Source organism: Zunongwangia atlantica 22II14-10F7, assembly GCF_002094855.1.
Lineage (GTDB): Bacteria > Bacteroidota > Bacteroidia > Flavobacteriales > Flavobacteriaceae > Zunongwangia > Zunongwangia atlantica.
This window is the reverse complement of record NZ_ARYN01000001.1, coordinates 1-22781: the sequence shown is the minus strand read 5'-3', so window position 1 is coordinate 22781 and position 22781 is coordinate 1. Positions and strand designations below refer to the sequence as shown.

The window sequence follows — 22781 nt, the reverse complement described above, 5'->3', positions numbered from 1 at the left end:
ATTATTTAAATTCAAAATTAGCTTTTTTAAGATCTACAGAATTTCCACCAATCATCACTTCAAAATCACCGGCTTCAGCTTCCCATTTTTTATTAGCCGTAAAATAGGTGATCATTTCTTTATCGATAGTAAACTTCACGGTTTTGCTTTCACCTGGCGCTAAAGAAACTTTTTCAAAAGCTTTTAATTCTAGATTTGGTCTTGTAATGCTTCCTACCAGATCATGCAAATACAACTGAACGGTTTCTTCACCGGCCATTTTCCCTGTATTTTTTACTGAAATTGTAGCTTCTATTTCTCCATTTTCAGAAAATGAATTAGCACTTAAGTTGATGTCCCCATATTCAAAATCAGAATAACTAAGTCCGAATCCAAAAGGAAACAACGCTTCTCTTGGCGAATCTGTGTAATGCGAATAGGTTACTTGGGCGCCACCATCTGGTCTACCGGTGCTTTTTTGGTTATAATACAAAGGTTCCATTCCTGAATTCTGCGGAAAAGAAACCGGTAATTTTCCCGAAGGATTGTACTTACCGAATAAAACTTCGGCCACCGCATTACCATGTTGTGAACCTAAAAACCAAGATTCTACGATTGCAGGAACATTTTTTGCACTCCAATTAAGATCCATTGGGCGACCATTCATTAAAACCATCACTACATTTTTATTCGCTTTTTGAATGGTTTTAATAAGATCGTCCTGAACTCCGGCAAATCCAATATTTGCCTGGCTACGCCCTTCTCCTGTCTGAAAAGCATCTTCACCAACAACCAAAACCACCAAATCTGATGCTTTTGCTAATTTTTCAGCTTCAGCAAAACCACTTTTATCATCTTCATTGAAGGTCATGGGGTTTAAGAATGAACGATCTCCGGTAGAAAGCTTAGCACCTTCAGCATAAGATACTTTTACACCTTTTGGTGCATGATTTTTTATTCCTTCTAAAACTGAAACAGCCGAATTCTCCACAGCATGTGCTCTCCAGTTACCAAGCGGCGAATCTTTATCGTTCGCCAGTGGTCCAATAACAGCGATGTTTTTTATCGAATTTGAGATTGGTAAAATATCATTCTCATTTTTTAAAAGAACGATCGATTTTTTCCCGGCTTCTAAAGAGACTTGTTGATTAGCTTCAGAATATAATTCAGATTTCTCGAAGGCTTCATCACAATATTTATAAGGATCATCAAAAAGCCCCAATCTGAACTTTACTCGAAGAATTCGTTTTACTGCATCGTCGATCAACTTTTCATCAACTTTACCCTCCTCGATCAATTCTTTCAAAGAAGACTCGTACGCGCCACCTTCCATATCCATGTCGCTTCCGGCTTTTACTGCTAATTTTGCAGCAGCTTTTTTATCCTTTGCAACGCCATGCGGAATAAGCTCGGTTATAGAACCCCAATCTGAAACTACAAATCCGTCCCAGTCCCAATCACCTTTCAGTAAATCTCTTTGTAAATAAGTACTTGCGGTTGCCGGCACTCCGTCTATTTCGTTAAATGAGTTCATGAAAGTAGCTACACCTGCATCTGCAGCTGCTTTAAACGGAGGCAAGATCGTGTTATTTAACTCGTAAATTCCAACGTTTACAGTATTATAATCTCTACCAGCTTCAGCAAAACCATAACCTGCAAAGTGCTTAGCACAGGCTGCGATAGTTTTAGCATCTGAGAGATCGTCTCCCTGAAATCCTTTAATTCTCGCCACAGCAATTTTCGAATTAAGAAAAGGATCTTCACCCGCACCTTCCATAATTCTACCCCAACGGGCATCGCGAGAAATATCCATCATTGGCGCAAACGTCCAGTGAACTCCGGCAGCTGCAGTTTCTCTACCCGCCACTCTTGCCGTTTTTTCCATCAATTCTAGATCCCAACTCGCACTTTCTCCAAGTGGCACAGGAAACATTGTTTGATACCCATGGATTACATCATAACCAAAAATCAACGGAATTTTTAGTCGGCTATTTTCCATCACGATCTTTTGTGCTTCACGCGTGTGCTCTACAGAAGTCACGTTAAGCATAGAACCAACAAGACCATTTTTAAGATTCTCGAGTTTCTTTTCGTTATCTGTTCCGGTAGCGGGACCGGTTACATCCCAGCTTCCGTTATATTGTACCATCTGCCCGATTTTTTCTTCGAGCGTCATTAAAGCCAAAACCGAATCTACTTTTTGTTCTATATCGGCTGGATCTGTAGATTTTACCACAGGCTTTTTATAGGTGGAGAATGCCAGTAAACCTAATGACAGAAATACTCCTATTATTGCTAGTCTTTTTTTCATATCCAAAAATTAAATAAGGGCTACGAGGAAGAACAGCTTAACCTCCAGGCAACCCCTATTTCATTAAAAATCAAACCTGAAATTATGTATTTTCTTTATTGAAAAACTTTCACATAATCTACTTCCATAGTATCCTGAGTAAAATTAGGATCTATTGTTCCTCCTAGATTACCACCCATTGCCACATTCAGAATTAAGAAAAATGGCTGATTAAATGGTGTGCTTGCATTGTTTTCAAATTCATGAAACACTACGTTATCTACAGCAAAAAGAATATGATCTGCAGTCCACTCTAGAGTATAGGTATGGAATTCAGATTCCACATTTTCAACTTCCGTTCCTTTAGAAATTCCTTCGCCACCAGAGTTTCCTGGCATGTGAAGAGTGCCTAAAACTTCTCCAAGATCGTTACCTACATGTTCCATAATATCGATCTCTCCACTATTTGGCCAACCAACTTCAGCAAAATTGGATCCCAACATCCAGATCGCAGGCCAGGTTCCGGCAGCAGAAGGAAGCTTAGCTCGCACCTCCACTCTACCATATTCAAACTCCTGCTTGTCCATCGTTGTTATTCTTGCTGAAGAATAATCGAATCCATTTGTATTTTCAGCAATCGCATTGATCTTTAAAGTACCGTCACTTACTACTGCATTATCTGCTGTGTAATACTGGCTTTCGTTATTTCCCCAACCATTATCACCATTACCAGTTTCAATATTCCAGCTATCGGTATCTAAAGCGGCGCCATCAAATTCCTCTTCCCAAACAAGGTTTTCGAATTCAGTTTCTAACTCACTTCCTTCAGCAGATTGGTTTCCTCCTCCAGCTCCTCCATCAGGATCTGTAGTGAATTTTAAATACCATGCTAATGCAGGATTAGAACCAGGAATTCCGCGTACATATAAATAATCATCTGTAATCTCTAGGATTTCGTAAGTACTTGTACCTATGTAATAAGACATAAAACCACCATCTGAGATCATCATTTGCGTGCCGGTAGAAACATCTTCTCCCAAGCCAGATTGCGCTGAAGCTAGATTTACGAATTTATTGCCAGAAGTATCGAATGTAAGACATTGATCTTCTGAGCCTCCGCCACCACCAACGCTTAAGAAATCTACGTTAAAAAATGTAGCATCGTTGTTATCATGATTAAATACGATATTATTATTAGCATCTAAACTAAAAGTGATCATATCGTCGTAGAAACAAGGATTTCCTGTTTTCTCGAACGGTGCAGCAGCATAATAATCTGGTGTTACAGTTTCCACCGGCCCAACTCCTAAATGAGCTGGTAGTGCAGCTGCCACATACCATGTTTTAGTATCGTCTCCTGTTAGTAAAGATTTGGTCTCTGGATCATCAAATTCACTAAACACAGTTACTGTAGTTGTCATTGAAGATGCCGTACCACCTGTACCGGTAGCGATCACGGTCACCACATATTCATTTACTCCTGTTGAAGTAAACGAATGCATTACATTACCATCTGAAACATTAGTTGAAGTATTATCTCCAAAAGCGAATTTGTAGTTTATCGCATTATCTGCTGAAGCCACAAACTGCACCTGCCCGCTACCGTCTCCATAAGGATTATCATCATCTGCATTTACAATAGTTGCTTCTAAAGAAAGATTTGAAGGCGCCACGACTTCTCCAAAGTCGTGATCATCATCCTGGCAGCTTTGTAAAAAGCTACCAAGAATGATCAAAAGGCCTAGTATATATTTAAAATTCTTCATTTTACGTCTAATTTTTAATTATGGAAATACACGTTATCAATATAAACCGTATGCTGTCCCGTAGGATTTCCAGAGAATATGATCTGAGCAATATGTCCCTTAGTTACAAGGTTGGTAAAATCACTTAAAGCAATATCCATGCTTACCCATTCGCCTTGCGCCGGAGCTGAAAATACCAGTTCGTGTTCTACATCATCGCCGCCACCATAAGCCGCATCTGATCCAAAATCTACCAGTTTTACTCGGAATTCAGTAAAGTCTGAAGACCATACATCTACGTGAAAATGAGTCATTGCAGAAGCATCGATCATTGGTGAAGTTGCTTCTATACCCACATAATCTAAAGCAGAGTATTTTTTAACAGCATCGCCTTCTATACTCACTTCTTCATATTCGGCTACAGACCAATCTGTTCTCCAGGTATTCACATTTACATTTGAGTATGCATTACTGAATAAAGAGATCACATTTGCTGCATCCAAAGAAGGAACCGGCGCAGCAGCCTGCGGTCCGGAAACTGCTCCATTAGTTTGCATAAGATCGTCGATATAGAATGTACCGCTTGTTTCACCAGGACCATCAACAAACATAGTTACAGTACCGTATTGGCCAGTTGGAACAAATGCCTCGCCAACTCCCTGGCTACCGTCGATGTAACTCTTCGTTGCCGTATTAAAATCGAAAGTAAGTTCTTCCCATCCTGTACCACCGTGAGTTACGACTACTTCATTTTGACGCTCTCCGTTCACTCCGCCTTCTAATTTTAGAAGAATAGGAACAGAAACTTCAGAATAAAATTTAAGTGTAATTAGTTTATTGTCTCCACTGAAATCCAGAGCCCCACCTAAATTGAAAGATCCACCTTCGTAAGCATTACCAGAATTAGTGATCGCCCCAACATTAGTTTCTACATTATGAATTCCTGATTGTTGAGGATTACTAACTACTTCGAAACTTGCGCCATTAAAGGTTACAAATTGATAGTCTACTGTTGCGTCATCAAAAGTTATAGGGAATGTTACCGCGCCGCTAGCGCCATCGATAACAACTTCTTCTGTATACTCTGTAGTTGCAGCTCCTCCACTTAAGGCGACTACTCTTACTGTATAAGTCCCTACATCACTATATTCGTAAGATGCAGTTTCTCCCTGCATCAATAATACAGGAGTTTCATCTGCTGTTTCACCAAAATAAACCTCATAACCAGAAGCATTATCTGCCGTTGCACTCACCGTAATCTCGTAAGGATTGGTTTGAGTTGGGGTAATCGTTACTTCCAGATTCTCTGGAGCTAAGAACGAAACGTTTAAAGATTGAGAAGCTTCAGCAACCTCTCCATTAAGGTTCATCGCGTAGATAGTTACATCGTATTGCCCTTCAGCATACGTATGATCTACCTGAGTTCCCGGAGCAAATGAATCTGAAACTTCGCTACCATCTCCAAAATCTACACTAAACATATTTGCTCCAGTAGCCGAAGGCAATATGCTTACTTCACCAGAATTATCCTGCTTTACAGTAAACTGAGCAGAGATATCTGAGGGCATTGCAATTTCTACGCTTTCCAGACTATCATCATCTGAACATGACGATAATAGAAGAAAAGAAAAGCATGCTATAATTGATTTTATATAATTCTTCATAATCTATATTTTAATAACCAGTGTTTTGATCCCAGTTACCCTGAGCGAATTGTATTTCTTCTAACGGAATAGGAAAAACCTCGTTCTTATTTGCTGTGAAACCATCGATAAACTGCTCGGCTCTACCTGTTCTTACCAGGTCAAAGAATCGATGCCCCTCTCCAATCATTTCAGATCTTCTATCCTGATAAATTTGCTCAGTAAGTGCAGAACCACTAAGATCTGCAGCGTCTAAACCAGCACGATCTCTTACCATATTTAAGTAAGATAATGCTTGAGAATCATTTATTCCTCCACGATTTAAAGCTTCAGCAGCCATAAGCAAAACATCTGCATATCTAATAGCTCTATAATTATTAGGTTGCGTTAAATTGGCATCTCCAAGATTATCATTTTGTCGTGGTAAATATTTGCGGTTGTAATAGCCAGTATGACCAGTTACCTCATCCTGGTTTCCTATATTATAAGAAGCACCAGTTTCTGAAGCCCATGCATCAATATCCAAAACACTAACATCCTGTCTTAGATCTCCATCTTCAAAAGAATTATAAGCTTCTTCTGTAGGAAGGTTGAAACCGTAACCAGATTCGAAAACAGGACCAGAATATCCACGAATTCCGCTAAATCCAACCATTACGTTTCCTTCACTACATTGTAAACATTCAAAACCTGCACCTTCTGTACCTGTATACTGAATTTCGAAAACAGATTCGGCGCTATTCTCTGCAGAATATTCAAAAAGGTTTTCATAGTTTTCACTACCCTGAGTACCATAAAGGTGATATTGACCAGAATTGATCACTTTTTGAAGTTCTGTTGCAGCTTCAGAGAATTTATCCTGATATAAATACACTTTACCAAGTAAAGCCTGCGCAGCACCTTTAGTTACACGACCAACTTCAGGAGCATTTATCGCTAAGTTTTCTTCGGCGTATGCCAGATCCTGCTCAATTAGCGCATAAACTTCACTTCTGGAAGCTCTTGGGATAGTTTGCGCCTCACCTAAAGTAAAACGCCCTTCAGGTTTAATAGGAATAGGACCAAACCATTTTAATAATTCAAAATTGAAATAAGCTCTTAAAAAGTAAGCCTCGGCTAATAATTGAGATTTACCTTCAAAATCGATATTATCGGCATTTTCTAACACAAAACTTGCACGATAAACACCTGCAAAATTCCAATCCCAAATATCATCAAGATTATCGTTTACAGGGGTATGTTGCATACGGTCTACCTGTTGCCATCCAATCACATCTGTTGCACTTTCTCCACCAGCATTAGCATTATCTGATGCTATCTCTCCTAAGATCACATTTACATAAGTACTTTGTAGAATATCGTAAGTTCCTATCAAAGCGTTATAATAATCATCTTCTGTAGTGAAGTAAGAATCTGAGTTAATCCCATAAGGTGGATCTACTTCTACATAATCATCTCCGCAGGAAGTAATCCCCAGCGAAGCGGCAATTGCTGCCAAAATTATATTTCTTTTGATATTTATCTTCATCATCATTTTTTTAAAATTCAAGATTTACACCTAACATATACGTTCTTGGTAATGGATAGAAACCTAGATCGATCCCTCCACCAATTGGCTCTCCCGATGAAGCTGTAGGATCGTAACCAGAATATTCAGTAAACGTGTATACGTTATCTACTTTTCCGTAAACTCTGAATCTATCGATAGAAACCTTCTGAGTAAATTCAGACGGAATCGTGTATCCTAAACTCACGGTTTGGATTCTTGCGAAAGAACCATCTTCGATATAAAAATCTGAGAATACTTTGTTTGCGGTCGCTGCTGTTGTTACTCTTGGAACAGTGTTGCTTGTACCAGCACCCGTCCAACGATCTAACACATAGCTCATTTTATTTACGTTAGGCTGATCTCTTTCGTAGTTACGCACAATATCATTCCCAAGGTTAGAGAACATATAGGTTGCGAAATCAAAATTCTTAAAGTTGAAGCCAAAATTAAAACCTAAGGTCACCTCTGGAATTGGATTACCTAGATCTGTACGGTCGTTATTATCTATCACTCCGTCTCCATTTAGATCACGATATCTAATATCTCCAGGCATTGCCTCTGCACCTAAAGCTAATTGAGAAGGATGCGCATCTACTTCAGCTTGATTTTGGAAGATCCCATCGGTTTGATATCCGTAGAAATAACCAATTGGTTTACCTTCTTCCATTCTTGAAATTAAAGGCTGACCAACACCAAAGTCTCCGTCTTCAATAAAATTGGTTCCGTTTACCTGAGTAACTTCATTATCCAGCGTACTTACGTTGAATGAAGCATTTAAAGAAAAGTCGTCGTTAAACTTGTTATTATAACTTAAAGCAAATTCCCAACCTGCGTTTCTAACAGAACCTGCATTAATAGTAGGACTACCCGAGGCAGGTGCTCCTACCCCATAAATTCCTGAAACCGGAATATTAGAGATTAATAAATTATCACGATTATTGATAAAGTAATCTACTGTAAATTCGAATTTTCTATCTAAGAAGTTAGCATCTAAACCAACATCAAATTTCTTCGCCTCTTCCCATTGTAAATTTGGGTTCGCCAATTGGCCCAAGGCACGACCATTTACTAATAATTGCTCTTGGCCAAGCACATAAGTTGCTTCACCATTCAATAAAGCTAAATATCCAAAATCTGGAATTTGATCGTTTCCTAACACCCCGTAACTACCACGTAGTTTTAAGAAATTAAGGAATCCATCTTCGTTAAAGAAGTTTTCTTCTGAAATCACCCAACCTGCAGTTGCTGATGGAAAATAAGCTACACGATTATTTGGTCCAAATTTGGTTGAACTATCACGACGTAACATTGCAGATAATAAATATTTATCCTGAAATGCATACTGAATACGTCCAAAGTAAGACAGTCTTCTTAGCTTATAAGAATATGAAGAGTTTGTTTGCTCTTCTCCAGCACCATTTGCACTACTAAGATCTGCGAACTCCCAGCTATTGGCTTGCACTCCGGTTCTTGATCCATAAAGACCTTCACCATTAGTTTCGTAAGCCGTCATCCCTACCAAAAAGGTTACATCGTGCGCATCTGCAAATGTATTTTCGTAGGTATTAAAAAGATCGAACGTATAATCGTTATCGTTTATCTTTCCAAGCGTAACCGAGCTATTTGTATTGGTATAGATCTTACCCGTACCATAATTAAATTGAGGCGTAAACTCTCTATTCTTAGTATTGCTTGTATTGAAACCGATACGAGCCTGTAGATTTAGATTAGTAGCATAATCTAAACTTGCCTGCACTGTACCACTTAAACGATTAGTAATGTATTTATTATACGTATTATCTAGTTGTGTTAATGGATTCACCACCTCGTTTCCTAGATTTATTTGTCCGTCTAAATTACTTACTGAAGGATCTATAGTCGGCGCAATATTCGCGGCATTAAATAAAACAGATCCTAAACTAAAGCTGTTTACCGTACTACTTTCTGTACTATTGTAAAATAACTTTGTCTGAACATTAAGCTTATCGGTAAGATCTGCATTTAAAGTAATTTTAGCAGTACTACGCTCAAATTGTGATTTTTCAGGAGAAATAATACCTTTCTGCTTTAAATTTGAAGCACCAATAGAATAAGTGATCTTCTCTTCCCCACCAACTATAGAAAGGTTATGGCTTGTCACCATCGCTTCCTGAAAAACTTCATCCTGCCAATCTGTACCAGCGCCAAGACCATTTACATTAGAAAATGGTAAAGATTGCCCTGCATTAGCATAGCTTTCGTTTAAAATAAGTGCATATTCTGTAGCATTTAAAACTGGTAATTTTCTGGTCGTTTCCTGGATACCAGTATATCCCTCGTAAGAAACCTTTGCTTTTTGATTTTTCTTACCAGATTTGGTAGTTACCAAGATCACACCATTCGCACCTATGGTACCATAAATAGCAGCCTGAGCATCTTTTAATACGGTGATGTTTTCGATATCCTGAGGGTTTATACTATTTAATCCTCCTTCATATTGAAAACCATCCAGAATTACTAGTGGTTTGTTCTGCCCGTTTGTTGAAATTCCACGAATCCTAATGTTCGATTCGGCTCCCGGAGAACCTCCTGTTGGTGTTACATTAACCCCAGAAGTTGTTCCTTGTAAAGCCTGGGCGGCATTTACAGGCTCTAGTTTAGAAATAGTTTCAGCTCCTACATTAGAAACCGCACCGGTGATATCCCTTTTCTTTTGCTCACCATATCCAATAACCAATACTTCATCTAATGCCTGGGAATCTACAGCAAGGATAACATTAACCGCATCCTGATTGGTAATGGTAACTTCTTTACTTGTATATCCTATATAAGAAAATACAAGCACATCTCCCATAGAAACATCTTCTATTGAAAAATTACCATCAAAATCGGTAATTACTCCATTAGTTGTTCCTTTCACTACAACGTTAACACCGGGTAATGGCATTTGTGTTTCATCTTCTGAAACTGTACCCGAAACCGAAAACGTTTGAGCGTGTATGCCAAATGAAAGCATACAAAATAAAATAAGTAACAGTACTCTATTCATTTGTTGATTGTTTTGTTTGGTATGCAAATTAGTATTTAATAAAAGCTTAACAAGAATTTAAAACCCTTACAAAAAGTATACATTTCAAAAATACAGTGTTAAAATTGAGGATTCAGCAATAAACACCTGTATAAATAGTGATTACAATGAATTTAAAAATGATTGCTTAAAACACAGACAATGAGAAATATACGATAATGTTGTGGTAATGTTGAGGTAAATTTTACACTTGTAAAGGAATTAGAAACTTAAGATGTACTCTACCAAACCTTCTTCATGAGCTAAATCCATCTTTTTCCTCAAACGATATCGTTTAATTTCTACACTTCTTACAGAAATATTTAATAGAGGAGCTATTTCCTTTGAAGATAAATTAAGACGTAAGTATGCGCAAAGTTTTAAATCATTAGAAGTCAAATTAGGATGTTTCGCTTTAACGGTTTGTAGAAAATCCTTATCTGCATTATCGAAAGCCTCTTTGAAGAATTTCCAGTTATCTTCTTCATTAATATTAGCATCAATCGTTTTTAAAACGGCTTTAATATCTTCTAATTTTGAAACTGCGCCTAGCTCATTCTTTATTTGATTAAGTACCTCACTCTTACGTATAATACTCATCGTTGATGCCGCCAATTCCCTATTTTTTGAGGACACATCAGCTTCTAACTGTTCATTTTTAAGTTGCATGATTTCCTGCGCAGCTTCTAATTGCTGCAATTCAGCTTTCTCCTTTTCTATTTTTATCATTTCAGCATGTCGCTTATTGTAATATCTGGTATAGAAATGATGAATTACAAGTACTATTATGATTAAGAATAAAACATAGATAAAAATGGCAAGATTCGATAAGAACCAGGGCTTTTCTATAACGAATGGATAAACGGCAATATTAGTTTCCTGTCCGTCATATTTAGCTTTTACCTGAAATTCATAATCCCCATAAGGCAGATTTTCAAAATTTGCCATATTTACATTTCTAAATGGCGTCCAGGTATCTGTAAAACCTTTAATTCTATAACTATAGGTTATATTGGAAAATCGCTGATAAACCGGTGTATTAAAATAAAAATTGAAGTAGTTCTCTGAGTTTTTGAAAACTGGGTTTGCTCGATTTTTATCGATTATTTTAAAATTCAGATCTTTATTTGCAATCTCGATCTTATTAATTTCTAGATCTGGAATTTCATGCTTTTTAAATGGCGTATTAAAAATTGCATATCCATGATTACTTCCTACTAAATATCGATTTTCGCCAATTTGAGATAAGTTTTCAAATCCGTTTGAAATATTTCGAAATTCATAAGAAAGCGGAATCGACTCTACATTTAAACCTTCCTGAAAAGCATCTTTAACGGTATAATACATTTCATTTTCAGAAAAAGACCACCACTTACCATCTTTGGTGATATGAGAAATGCCAGAATTTCGATCTATATCTTTAAAAACGGTATTTAATTGATTTTCTTCAGTAAAAATATCTTTTTGAGCATCATATCTAAAAATACTTTGTGCGGTAGAATAATAAATATCATCATTAAACTTAAACAATTTAATTCCAGAGGCATCTTTATAATCTACAGTATAATTTTTTTCTAGCTTTATACTGAAATTCGATAAATCTGGCTTCAATTTAAAAATTCCTTTATGATCGTGACCTACCCAAATTTCTTGATCATTATAATTTAGAATATTACGCGAAGAGAGATTGAAGCCATCCAAATACGAGATTTCATTAAAAGTTTGGCCTTCCTTAAAATAACTTATTCCATTATAATGCCCCTGAATAAAACCATCTTTAAAAGGAACTATCTGCCAGGTTCCCAATCCATCAAAAATATAGGATAAATTATCTTTCTTTAGCGTAAAAGTACCACGATCGTGACCAATAAAAAGCTGATCATTAAACTCCTGTAAACTCCAAACCTGGCCGCTGGTACCTTCGATTAAATTAAAATCCCTTTCACGATCATTACGTTTATACAAACCCTGATTGGTTCCCAGGTACAATTCATTTTCAAACATAATACTGCAATAAACCGTGCCTAGCTTACCCGTAATATCTGAAAATATCGAAAACTGACTATCCTTTTCGATAAGGCTAATACCATTATCTAGTCCGCACCAGATTTGCCCCAATTGATCTTCAAATACCGATAAAATGGTATTATTTAAAATATCTGGTTGAACAATTTGCTGAATATTCCCATCTAAAAGATTTAAGATGAATAATCCATCACCAATACTTCCTAAAACCAACTTGTTATCGTTAGTATATTCCGCAGAAAAAAAACTAGCTGAAATTGGATAATTTGGGACATTTATTTTATCCCATTTAGATTGCCCAAAAGCAAACAAACCATCATCACGGGTTAATGCCACTTTTTGATTATTCCATTCAAAAACCTGTATAATTGCTTTTGCTCCAAGCTGTTCAAAACCAACCTCTCGTTCTATCCCACCACTTTTTATAGAATACAAACCATCTTCGGCCACCTGAAAATAAACAGTATTACCCGATTTAAAAAGGTTAGAAATCGTTTTTCCAAGATCGGTAATGGCAATACTCCTATTATCTAAATGATAACTAAAAAGCCTGCTTAAACTCTGAAAAACTATATAATTACCTAAAGCTTCAATGTGCCAAATTTGCTCGCCATCACGAATTTCTGAAGGTAATTTATCTAAAAGTGACGTATAATTAAATGAACCAAGACTATTCTTTTGCCAATAACCAAAATCCATGTAAGCACCGGTAAAAATTAGGCTATCGACCACCTTTACAGAACGTATGGGACTACCATCCTTCATTTTATAAAGCGCCCATTGCTCGCCATTAAAAGACAATAAACCAGAGTTATTAGCAAAATACATCCAACTATTATCTCCCTGCCCAACCATCCAGTTTTGGTTGCCTGCATTGTAGGTTTTGGTATCAAAATTTGTAATTGGCGGGAGTTCCTGACTTTTACTTAAAGACGGAATACATAATAGTAACAGGATTAACCAACGCATACATAATAGCTTTTGGTAAAAATATCAATTCTGTTAAAACTACAATAAAAAGATGATGATCTGCTAAGAAACCTTTGGAGAATTATTGTTTTTAAATTGTTGCAGCTCTCTTTTCAATTCTTCCATAGATTGTTGTAATTGCTGAAAAAGTCCGTTTTCTGAAGGATTATCGATATTAAAAGTAAGCTTACTATTTACCTGCCATAGTTCCTGAACGTCCCCAAGTTTTACTTCGATCGGCAAATACTCTTCGTTTATAGAGATTAGTAACAATTTTGAAGGATCTGGTAATTTCTGAATTTTCTTGATCAAAACCGAGTCGTACATCACAACCACGTACACACGATTATTATTTACCTCGTCCATACTCCCAACTCCTTTAGCCATCACCCATTCACCCGGACGATAATTTGGCAGCATACTATCTCCTTCAACCTGAAAACCACGATAACTGGCATTTCTAAATTCTGGCAACGGAATTTCAAAAGCAGGTAATTGAGTATACCACTCTACATCCTGAACGTTATGAGGATAACCCGCAGCAGCTTTTTGATTTACCATTACGATATTTTCGTTATCACTGTTTCTATCTACGGTAACGACTTTTGGACTTACATCTCCTTTAGAAATCTTCAGATATTTTTGCCCACTATCGCCAAACAACCACAAAGGATTAATTCCAAATTGTCTTAATAACTCAGCCACAACCTTTCCAGAGAGTTTTGTTCTACCACGCTCTATATCTGCAGTTGAGTTTTTAATCCCCAAAATTTCGGCAAATTCAGCCTGTGTAAAATTATTTTCTTCCCTTACTTCTTTAAAATGCTTAATTTCGATTGAAGATGCTGCCATAATATTTTATTAGGAATAATTCCTATGCAATATGCAAATAAATTGGATTAATTCCAATTATTAAAACATTTTTATGCTGAAGAAAATAACGCTTGTTTTTACCTTATTTTTTATTCAATTGAGTTATTCACAACTACCCGAAGGTTTTGTTTATGTATCAGACCTTATTCCAGATCTAAAAATTGAACTTCGTTATCTTGGAGACAATAATTTTACAGGCAAACCTGTTCCCGGTTATGAAGCCGAGAAAATTATTTTGAGTAAAGAAGCCGCTATCGCTTTACAAAAAGTACAGCGCGAATTAGAAAATGATGGCTACTGCCTAAAAATTTTTGATGCCTACCGCCCACAAAGAGCGGTTAATAGTTTTATCGAATGGGCTCGTAAACCAGAGGATACACTTACAAAAGCACAGTTTTATCCTGAAAAGAAAAAAAGCAATCTTTTTAATTTAGGGTATATCGCCACAAAATCTGGCCACTCCCGGGGAAGCACCGTAGATCTCACAATTATAGACGCAAAAACACTAAAAGAGATCGATATGGGTGGCACTTACGATTATTTTGGGGAGCGATCACACCACAATTTCAAAGAAATCACTGCAACTCAAAAAGCCAATCGCGAGTACTTAAAAAATATAATGAGTAAATATGGATTTAGAGCCTATAGTGAAGAGTGGTGGCATTACACTTTAAGACAAGAACCTTATCCAGAGACCTATTTTGATTTCACTATTAAATAAGCTTTAACAAAATTAAGACATAAATTATTGATTTTTAACCTTATATTTAAAAATGATTATAATAATTTAAAATTATGATCGATTAATTTTGTGAAAAATCAATCAAAATATGGAAAAAGTCAAATCCCTTAGACTACAAAATCGACTACAACAACTAAAAAACAGCTACGAATTAAGTGATTTGGATCTAGAGATCCTGGAAAAAGTACAGCAATATCAAATTAAGAGTATTTGTTGTACTACTGAAGGTGGTTTTGATAAAAAAACCGGAACTTTTTATACTGAAGAACGTACACTTAATTACAAAATCAAAATCGTTTATAAACGAACTGCATCTTCTCCTACTGAATTTGTTTTGATAAAAGCTGAAGAAGCCGAAGAGGAAGAGTTATTCCAATTTCCTGAAAAAACTACACATTTAAACAAAGCAGTTTAATAAATAAGTAATTAAAATCACTTATTTTACGTAAAACAAATAATTACACTCAATTTTTTAACTTTTTTACAATTATATTTTTTTCTACTTTTCAGCAGTTAAAGATTTTTAGCTAGATGGAAGAAGATATCCTGAGAAAGGAGTTATTAAGCGGTTTTATATTTAAAGATAAAACCTCCGAAAAAATTCTGGACGAATTAACGCAAATGGCAGCCGCTATTTGCGACACCCCAATATCAATTATTAGCCTGGTAAGCAAAGAAAAACAATGGTTTAAATCTAAAATTGGTCTTGATGTTGAAGAAACACCAATTGAAGATTCCTTTTGTAAACATGCCATAGAAAAACCAGAAGAAATCTTTATTGTAGAAAATCCATTGGAGGATATTCGGTTTAAAAATAATCCGCTTGTTCTTGGGGATCCTAAAATAAGATTTTATGCCGGTGCTCCATTAACCACTTCCAATGGCATTACTTTAGGCACTTTATGCGTTATCGATAAAAAGCAACGAAACTTAAGTGAAATTCAAATTAAAGCACTTCAGATTTTAGCCAATCAAACTATCGATTACCTAGAGCATAAAAGAGAGCATTTAAATCAAAATGACCTGCTTAAAAAAAGTATCTCAAAATTCAACAAACTCAGCAATCATTCATTGGATGCTTTATTTCAATTAGAGCTTAATGAGGATGAAAAAATTCAGTTCACCTATATTAATGAGACCATCAAAGATTTGCTTCCGCCGCTTGCCATCGAAGATTTTAAGAACACCCCTTTTAAAGCTTTAGACTTTATCTATAGCGAGGACCGTCTTATGGTTAAAAACACTTTTGCTGATGCTGTAAAGCACAAAAAAGACTGGGATATTACTTACAGAGTGGTTAAACCGGATAAGAGTGTGGCATGGCATCAATCCAGAGCTTTTCCCGACAGATCATCTGGAGAAAAAATAGTTTGGTATGGTAGTTTTAGAGATATAACCGATAAGAAAAATTACTTGGAATTATTAGAGAAAATTATTTTTGATATTTCTCATATAATGCGAAGACCAATAGCAAATATGTTAGGCCTTATTCACTTGCTGGAAGTTTCAGATGAAAAAGATGTTTTAAACAACCGGGAAATTATTAAATATATAAAAATTGTTTCAGAAGAAATTGACGAAGAAATACAGGGATTAAACGAAAACTATCAAAAAATAAAGACAAGTTTTAAAAGTCTATATTAATCTGAGATCTTATTTACAACGAAATTTAAAAATTAAGACATAAAAAAAGCGCCTTAAAAGGCGCTTTTCTATATTTCAATCTTAAAGAAATAATGAAGTATTTAGTTTTTTACTACCTCGAAATATGGCTCAAAACTGTCTCCTGTAGACCAGCTTAATTCACCATTGTAATAGATTTTATCCTGAATGATATATCTATCACCTTTTAAATATTCACTTTGGATAGTATCAACATCTGTTTCGTTCCATTGGATTAATGTAAGTGGACGATCTTCAGTATCCACATGATTTTGAAGGATTCTCATTCTGTAAGTTCCTCCTGTTTGAAAAACCATAAAGCTTTTTGGCAAATCGCTTGTTTCATTATATACTTCCTCGGCTTTACCACCTTCAACATAATACAACTTAATGTCTTCTGGATTGATAGCACCCTCGGTCTTAGGATCTAAAAGATTTTCTCCTTTTTCATTTTGTACGGTAATTTCAAATGCTACATCTAAGTTAAAAGTATCTGCACCTGGTCTTTCCTGACTACATCCAATTGCTAAAAAAGCTCCAACGATTCCTAAAAGTAATTTTGTTTTCATACGATTCTATAAGATTTGATTTTCAATTATTTCGATGGGATAAAATTAGGAAAAAAGAACATTCAAAAAACATTAATAATCGATAAAAAACACTTTAACCTGCAAAAAAGTCTATTTTAACAGTATTTTGTAAGTAAGGTATTACAAAATAAACAATTAAATGTCTTTTATCGATACATAAAGTAAGAATTTACCTTCTTAAAAACACTTGCTAAAACGTGTATTATCGCCAAAACACACCATAAACGAACTTTTAGATGGATTAAAGACACAAAAAAGCATCCACTAGGGATGCTTTTTATCGATAAAAGGTGATTTTCAATTCTTACTTATCTGAAAATGCTTTTTCTATTCTTGCAATCAAATCTTTATAATGATATCTACTTAAGCGATCTGAAGTAGAATATTGCATACGGTTTAACTGAGATTGAAGTGTTTCTAATTCTCCTCTCATTAAAGCAATAATATCTGTACCAGAAACATCGTCTCCTTCTTCAATTTTTTGAATATAAGAAATAGCAATATCTACATAAGATCGTTGTAAATTTCTTCGGTAAGCATCTACTTTCTTCCCACTATATAATTCAGAAAAAATACCTTTTCGTAGATCTTCCAAAAGTTCTATCACTGCATACTCACTATCATGAAGCTGCTCGTTTTCAATCATTCGCAATAAACGGTCTTCACTAAGTAAGTAATTTAAAACTCTGGATTGTAAGCTTTGTACTCGCTCTATTGCCCCGCTAGATTCGATACGATCTAAAATATCTTTGTTTAATAACCAATCTGGGGTTGTAAATGCATTATCATTTAAGAATTTAACTGCAGCTTCCTGAATATCGTCTGGAACCGGAGTATAAACAGCACCTTCCTGATCTGAAGTTTTACGAGTTTCATAAACTCCTCCTACATTAGTTACTACATGATATAGATAACCTCTCCAAAGACCAATAAGTTCACCATATACTTCATCTAACTCATCATAACCATAGCCATCTTTTGTAGTCCATTCGATTAAGTTAGGCACAACTTTTTTCATATTAGCCAAACCATACTCGCTGGCTTTTACCTGGTCTTTACCTAAACTCTCTCTTTGAGATTGCGGATCGAAACCACCATAACCTCCACCAAATTCGTACATAGGATCTCCTGCTTTTTCAAGAATCCATTTATCAAGGCTATCTTTTTCATCATCTGGCGTATTTGCATCTGGCAAATAACGATATCCCCAGTTAATCGCATAAAGATCGTAAGGCCCCATCATTCTAATATATCGCACTCCTTTATCTTCTGGCTGTGCTACATAGTTTACACGAGCATAATCCATAATCGATGGTGTAAGCCCGTATTTTTGAGTAAACTCGGCTGAACGTAAAGAATCTGTTGGGTAAGCGGCGCTGGCTTTCATATTATGCGGCAAACCCAAGGCATGCCCAACCTCATGAGCGATTACCATACGCATCATTTCTCCTATTTCCTCTTCAGGAGTATCTAGTGTTCTGGCATTAGGGTTTTGCGCACCAGCCTCGATCATAAATCTATTTCTATACGAACGCAGGTGATTATGATACCAGATAATATCACTTTCTATAATTTCACCGGTTCTTGGGTCTACTACAGATGGTCCTACCGCATTTCTTGTGGTACTGGCCACATAACGTACTACAGAATATCGTACATCTTCTGGACTAAAATCTGGATCTTCTTCTTTAGAAGGCGGATCTTTAGCGATAATCGCATTTTTAAATCCAGCTTTTTCAAAAGCTTTGTTCCAATCTTCAATTCCCTGTTTAAAATATGGTCTCCAACGTTCTGGTGTTGCAGGATCCAGATAATATACAATTGGTTTTACCGGTTCTACCAGTTCTCCTTTTTTATAGGCTTCAATATCTTTAGGAATTAACCTCCATTTTCTAATAATCTGGTAATCGTCAGATTTTAATGCGTCTGAATCATAATCGTATTTTCCTACGGTAAACCATCCTACACGATAATCTGCAATTCTAGGCATCATTTTATCTTCAGGAAGCAAAACCATAGATTGGTTCATTAACATAGAAATGGTACTGGCCTGTCCTCTCTCTGGCGGCTCCTCAGCTTCGTAAGTCATCACATGCCTTACTTCTACATTCTGCGGAAAAGAATGAACTTCATCTATATAAGACCTGCTTTTATCAAGACGTCTCACTTTATACCTTTTTCTGGAAGAAGCATCCATACCGTTAATTGCGGCAACTTCGTCTTCAAACAAACTGGTAACATCAACTACATAAGCACTACTATCTGCTTTTATGGTTTCGATTTTTGCGCTGTACATAATTGGCTCAAAATTATTCGCCTGTACAGATTTATAGATTGGTGATTCTTCGTCGCTCTGGTTCTCAAAGCTCATCACCTTAATATCTACATTTTTTCCACGTTTATTCCAACGCACTACCTGCTCGTTAACTTTAGAGCCGGCATTTACATATCCACCACCGTAACCAGATGGCACTTTAGCAATTCTACTAACCCAAAGCATATCTTTATTAAAAAGGGAATCTGGGATTTCGAAATACAGTTTATCATCTACCCTGTGAGTAATAAATAAACCTTTGTCTGAAACGGCACTGGCCGTAATTACCTTATTATAAGGTTTAAAATCTCCTTTCTTTTCGGTTTTAGGAGCTTCGGCGACAGGTTTAGAAGTTTTACAGCCAAAACTTAAGGCTGCAAGTACTCCAATCGCTAGTACTTTTTTTATCATGAAGGTTTGAATTTTTCCACAAGATAAGCAAACTTCAATTTATGCCGAAAAAACACTAGCCCCCAAACATTGGTTAAACTTTAGTCTGTTCAGCTAAATCCTTCAGAATAAAAACATCTTTGAAAATGTATAATATCGACATCATTTATTCTGAAGTTATATTTTCAGCGTAGCTAGATTTTTAAATTACCAGATCATTTCAGAAAAGAAAACTTTATAACCACTGCTTAAACTGAAAAATACTTTTATTAGAATTTATAATTCGTTAATTTTAAAGAGTATTTTTTAACCAATTAATACATAATTTATAAAAAGCAATAAATTCCGCAATTAAAGCGATAGCTTTTTACTATTACAAATCCCAAGAACATAACATTTCGTTATCTATTTTTAACCAAGTATTAATTAAAAACTTAAGTCATGGCAAACAACAATCATCAAGGCAATCCAGATAACAATAAGGTTTGGGAAGTAAATGATTCTAGCAAATGTCCTTTTCTAGGCGGAGCAAAAAGCTTCACAGCAGGAACGGGAACAACAAATAAAGATTGGTGGCCTAATCAGCTAAATCTAAAAATATTGAGTCAGCATTCCTCCAAAACTAATCCTATGGACGAGGATTTTAATTATGCTGATGAGTTTAAAAAACTAGACCTAAAAGCAGTAAAACAAGATCTATTTGAATTAATGACCGATTCGCAGGATTGGTGGCCAGCCGATTTTGGACATTACGGTCCATTTTTTATCAGAATGGCATGGCATAGCGCTGGGACGTATCGTATTGCCGATGGTCGTGGTGGCGCAAGCTCGGGATCACAACGTTTTGCACCTTTAAATAGCTGGCCAGATAACGCGAATTTGGATAAAGCAAGACTACTTTTATGGCCTGTTAAACAGAAATACGGGAAGAAAATTAGCTGGGCAGATTTGATGATCCTTGCCGGAAATTGCGCTTTAGAATCGATGGGGTTTGAAACTTTTGGTTTTGCCGGTGGTCGTGAAGATATCTGGGAACCCGAAGAAGATATTTATTGGGGATCTGAAGGTGAATGGCTTGGAAATAAAGAACGCTACGAAAAAGGTAATACCCTAGAAAATCCACTTGGTGCTTCGCATATGGGATTAATTTATGTAAATCCTGAAGGACCTAACGGAAATCCAGATCCACTGGGCGCTGCTAAAGATATTAGAGAAACCTTTGGCCGTATGGCGATGAACGATTATGAAACCGTAGCATTAATTGCTGGCGGACATAGCTTCGGAAAAACGCACGGTGCTGCCGATCCTGAAAAATATGTTGATGCTGAACCTGCCGGAGCAACTATTGAAGAAATGAATTTGGGATGGAAAAATAGCTTTGGGACAGGAAATGCTGGCGACACCATCACAAGCGGACTAGAAGGTGCATGGACCACTACTCCTACAAAATGGAGCAATAATTTCTTCGAAAATCTATTTGGTTTTGAATGGGAGCTTACTAAAAGCCCCGCAGGTGCACACCAATGGAAACCCAAAGATAATGCCGGCGCAGGTACTGTTCCAGATGCTCACGATCCTAATAAAAAGCATGCTCCTTTTATGCTTACTACAGATCTTGCACTTAAAATGGATCCAGATTATGAGAAAATCTCGAGACATTTCTACGAAAATCCAGATGAATTTGCCGATGCTTTTGCAAGAGCATGGTTTAAACTTACGCATCGTGATATGGGGCCACTTTCAAGATATTTAGGTCCAGAAGTTCCTAACGAAGAATTGATTTGGCAGGATCCTGTACCAGCGGTAGATCACGAATTGGTGAATAATGATGATATTGCAGGTTTAAAGGATACTATTTTAAATTCAGGATTGTCGATTTCAGAGCTTGTTTCTACAGCATGGGCTTCAGCTTCAACTTTTAGAGGTTCAGATAAACGTGGTGGTGCCAATGGTGCAAGAATTCGTTTAGAGCCACAACGTAACTGGGAAGTTAACAACCCGGCACAACTTCAAAAGATTATATCAAAATTAGAAGAAATTCAGGCCGATTTTAATAATTCTTCGGAAAGGAAAATCTCTTTAGCAGATCTTATCGTTCTTGCCGGGAATGCCGCAATCGAGAAAGCTGCTGAAGACGCAGGAAGTGATATAAAACTTGAATTTACTCCGGGACGTACCGATGCTACTGAAGAACAAACCGATGCTGATGCCTTTAATGCTTTAGAACCAGAATCTGATGGTTTTAGAAATTATATTAGAGGAAGCGAAGATGTAAGTACTTCTGCTGAAACCATGCTAATCGACAGAGCGCAATTACTAACGCTTAATGTACCAGAACTTACCGTACTTTTTGGCGGACTTAAAGTTTTAGACATTAACTACGATGGTTCTAAAAAAGGAGTTTTTACTGAAAAGCCGGGGGTTTTAAGTAACGATTATTTTATGAACCTATTGGATATGAGCACAACGTGGAGTTCTACAAACGATGCACAAACAGAGTTTGTTGGTAAAGATCGAAAAACAGGAGACACTAAATGGACAGCCAGCCGTGCCGACTTAATTTTTGGTTCAAACTCTGAACTACGCGCACAAGCCGAAGTTTACGCCTGTTCTGATAGCCAGGAGAAATTTCTAAAAGATTTTGCTAAAGCCTGGACCAAAGTAATGAACTTAGATCGCTTTGATTTAAAATAAAAAATCGTTCTAAAATATCGAAAAGCAGCTTCTAGATGGAGCTGCTTTTTTTTGTAAAATAGTCTTACAAGAAAACCAGTCATTTAATTATCACGAAAGCAATTTAATAAAGATACTCCGAAGGAAATTTTTATCGAAATGAATTATGCAAATGAAGATTAAAAGTAAAAATTCTACCCATTCTCGTAAATAAACAAAGATCCCCAAAACAAAAAACCCTCTAAATCAATAAGATAAAGAGGGTCTTTGTACTCGGAGCGGGACTTGAAC

At 36.4% G+C, this 22781-nt stretch carries 13 protein-coding genes; 4 read left to right on the top strand and 9 right to left on the bottom strand.

Annotated elements, in window-relative coordinates; all coding sequences use genetic code 11:
• Position 1 precedes the first annotated feature (1 nt).
• The 7 genes from bglX to IIF7_RS00035 form a co-directional block, all read right to left on the bottom strand.
• Positions 2–2290 (bottom strand): beta-glucosidase BglX, encoded by a 2289-nt coding sequence (gene bglX, locus IIF7_RS00065; RefSeq protein WP_084839668.1) that lies wholly within the window; start codon positions 2288–2290, stop codon positions 2–4.
• A gap of 95 nt (positions 2291–2385) precedes the next feature.
• Positions 2386–4035 carry a family 16 glycosylhydrolase gene (locus IIF7_RS00060; RefSeq protein WP_176218871.1) on the bottom strand — a complete coding sequence of 550 codons (1650 nt, stop codon included), beginning with the start codon at positions 4033–4035 and terminating at the stop codon, positions 2386–2388.
• A gap of 14 nt (positions 4036–4049) precedes the next feature.
• On the bottom strand, positions 4050–5678 hold the full coding sequence (locus IIF7_RS00055; RefSeq protein ID WP_084839666.1) for a hypothetical protein: 1629 nt from the start codon (positions 5676–5678) through the stop codon (positions 4050–4052).
• 10 nt (positions 5679–5688) lie between these two features.
• Positions 5689–7185: a RagB/SusD family nutrient uptake outer membrane protein gene (locus IIF7_RS00050; RefSeq protein ID WP_084839665.1), complete on the bottom strand. Its 1497-nt coding sequence runs from the start codon at positions 7183–7185 to the stop codon at positions 5689–5691.
• 10 nt (positions 7186–7195) lie between these two features.
• Positions 7196–10234: a SusC/RagA family TonB-linked outer membrane protein gene (locus IIF7_RS00045; RefSeq protein ID WP_245801449.1), complete on the bottom strand. Its 3039-nt coding sequence runs from the start codon at positions 10232–10234 to the stop codon at positions 7196–7198.
• 240 nt (positions 10235–10474) lie between these two features.
• Entirely contained in the window at positions 10475–13246 is a 2772-nt protein-coding gene (locus IIF7_RS00040; protein ID WP_084839663.1) for a helix-turn-helix and ligand-binding sensor domain-containing protein, read from the bottom strand.
• Between the two features lie 63 nt (positions 13247–13309).
• Entirely contained in the window at positions 13310–14098 is a 789-nt protein-coding gene (locus tag IIF7_RS00035) for an XRE family transcriptional regulator (RefSeq protein ID WP_084839662.1), read from the bottom strand.
• Between the two features lie 73 nt (positions 14099–14171).
• On the opposite strand from IIF7_RS00035, the gene IIF7_RS00030 reads away from it, so the two are divergent.
• The 3 genes from IIF7_RS00030 (at position 14172) to IIF7_RS00020 (ending at position 16505) form a co-directional block, all read left to right on the top strand.
• Positions 14172–14840: a M15 family metallopeptidase gene (locus IIF7_RS00030; protein ID WP_084839661.1), complete on the top strand. Its 669-nt coding sequence runs from the start codon at positions 14172–14174 to the stop codon at positions 14838–14840.
• Positions 14841–14949: 109 nt separating this feature from the next.
• The gene (locus IIF7_RS00025; protein ID WP_084839660.1) at positions 14950–15276 is read left to right on the top strand and encodes a hypothetical protein; all 327 of its coding nucleotides are present in this window, start codon (positions 14950–14952) and stop codon (positions 15274–15276) included.
• Positions 15277–15392: 116 nt separating this feature from the next.
• Positions 15393–16505 (top strand): GAF domain-containing protein, encoded by a 1113-nt coding sequence (locus IIF7_RS00020; protein ID WP_084839659.1) that lies wholly within the window; start codon positions 15393–15395, stop codon positions 16503–16505.
• Between the two features lie 101 nt (positions 16506–16606).
• Here the strand turns inward: IIF7_RS00020 and IIF7_RS00015 are convergent, their stop codons facing one another.
• Entirely contained in the window at positions 16607–17092 is a 486-nt protein-coding gene (locus IIF7_RS00015) for a hypothetical protein (protein WP_084839658.1), read from the bottom strand.
• 325 nt (positions 17093–17417) lie between these two features.
• A complete protein-coding gene (locus IIF7_RS00010) occupies positions 17418–19838 on the bottom strand; it encodes a zinc-dependent metalloprotease (protein WP_084839657.1) in 2421 nt (806 codons plus the stop codon).
• Between the two features lie 420 nt (positions 19839–20258).
• Here IIF7_RS00010 and katG point away from each other — a divergent pair, with 420 nt between their 5' ends.
• Positions 20259–22511, top strand: coding sequence for a catalase/peroxidase HPI (gene katG, locus IIF7_RS00005; RefSeq protein WP_084839656.1), 2253 nt, complete (start codon positions 20259–20261; stop codon positions 22509–22511).
• The last annotated feature ends 270 nt before the right edge of the window (positions 22512–22781 follow it).

Excerpts from the sequence above, each read along its gene's own strand:
- bglX (WP_084839668.1), bottom strand. The coding sequence starts at position 2,290 with ATGAAAAAAAGACTAGCAATAATAGGAGTATTTCTGTCATTAGGTTTA.
- IIF7_RS00060 (WP_176218871.1), bottom strand. The coding sequence starts at position 4,035 with ATGAAGAATTTTAAATATATACTAGGCCTTTTGATCATTCTTGGTAGC.
- IIF7_RS00055 (WP_084839666.1), bottom strand. The coding sequence starts at position 5,678 with ATGAAGAATTATATAAAATCAATTATAGCATGCTTTTCTTTTCTTCTA.
- IIF7_RS00050 (WP_084839665.1), bottom strand. The coding sequence starts at position 7,185 with ATGAAGATAAATATCAAAAGAAATATAATTTTGGCAGCAATTGCCGCT.
- IIF7_RS00045 (WP_245801449.1), bottom strand. The coding sequence starts at position 10,234 with ATGAATAGAGTACTGTTACTTATTTTATTTTGTATGCTTTCATTTGGC.
- IIF7_RS00040 (WP_084839663.1), bottom strand. The coding sequence starts at position 13,246 with ATGCGTTGGTTAATCCTGTTACTATTATGTATTCCGTCTTTAAGTAAA.
- IIF7_RS00035 (WP_084839662.1), bottom strand. The coding sequence starts at position 14,098 with ATGGCAGCATCTTCAATCGAAATTAAGCATTTTAAAGAAGTAAGGGAA.
- IIF7_RS00030 (WP_084839661.1), top strand. The coding sequence starts at position 14,172 with ATGCTGAAGAAAATAACGCTTGTTTTTACCTTATTTTTTATTCAATTG.
- IIF7_RS00025 (WP_084839660.1), top strand. The coding sequence starts at position 14,950 with ATGGAAAAAGTCAAATCCCTTAGACTACAAAATCGACTACAACAACTA.
- IIF7_RS00020 (WP_084839659.1), top strand. The coding sequence starts at position 15,393 with ATGGAAGAAGATATCCTGAGAAAGGAGTTATTAAGCGGTTTTATATTT.
- IIF7_RS00015 (WP_084839658.1), bottom strand. The coding sequence starts at position 17,092 with ATGAAAACAAAATTACTTTTAGGAATCGTTGGAGCTTTTTTAGCAATT.
- IIF7_RS00010 (WP_084839657.1), bottom strand. The coding sequence starts at position 19,838 with ATGATAAAAAAAGTACTAGCGATTGGAGTACTTGCAGCCTTAAGTTTT.
- katG (WP_084839656.1), top strand. The coding sequence starts at position 20,259 with ATGGCAAACAACAATCATCAAGGCAATCCAGATAACAATAAGGTTTGG.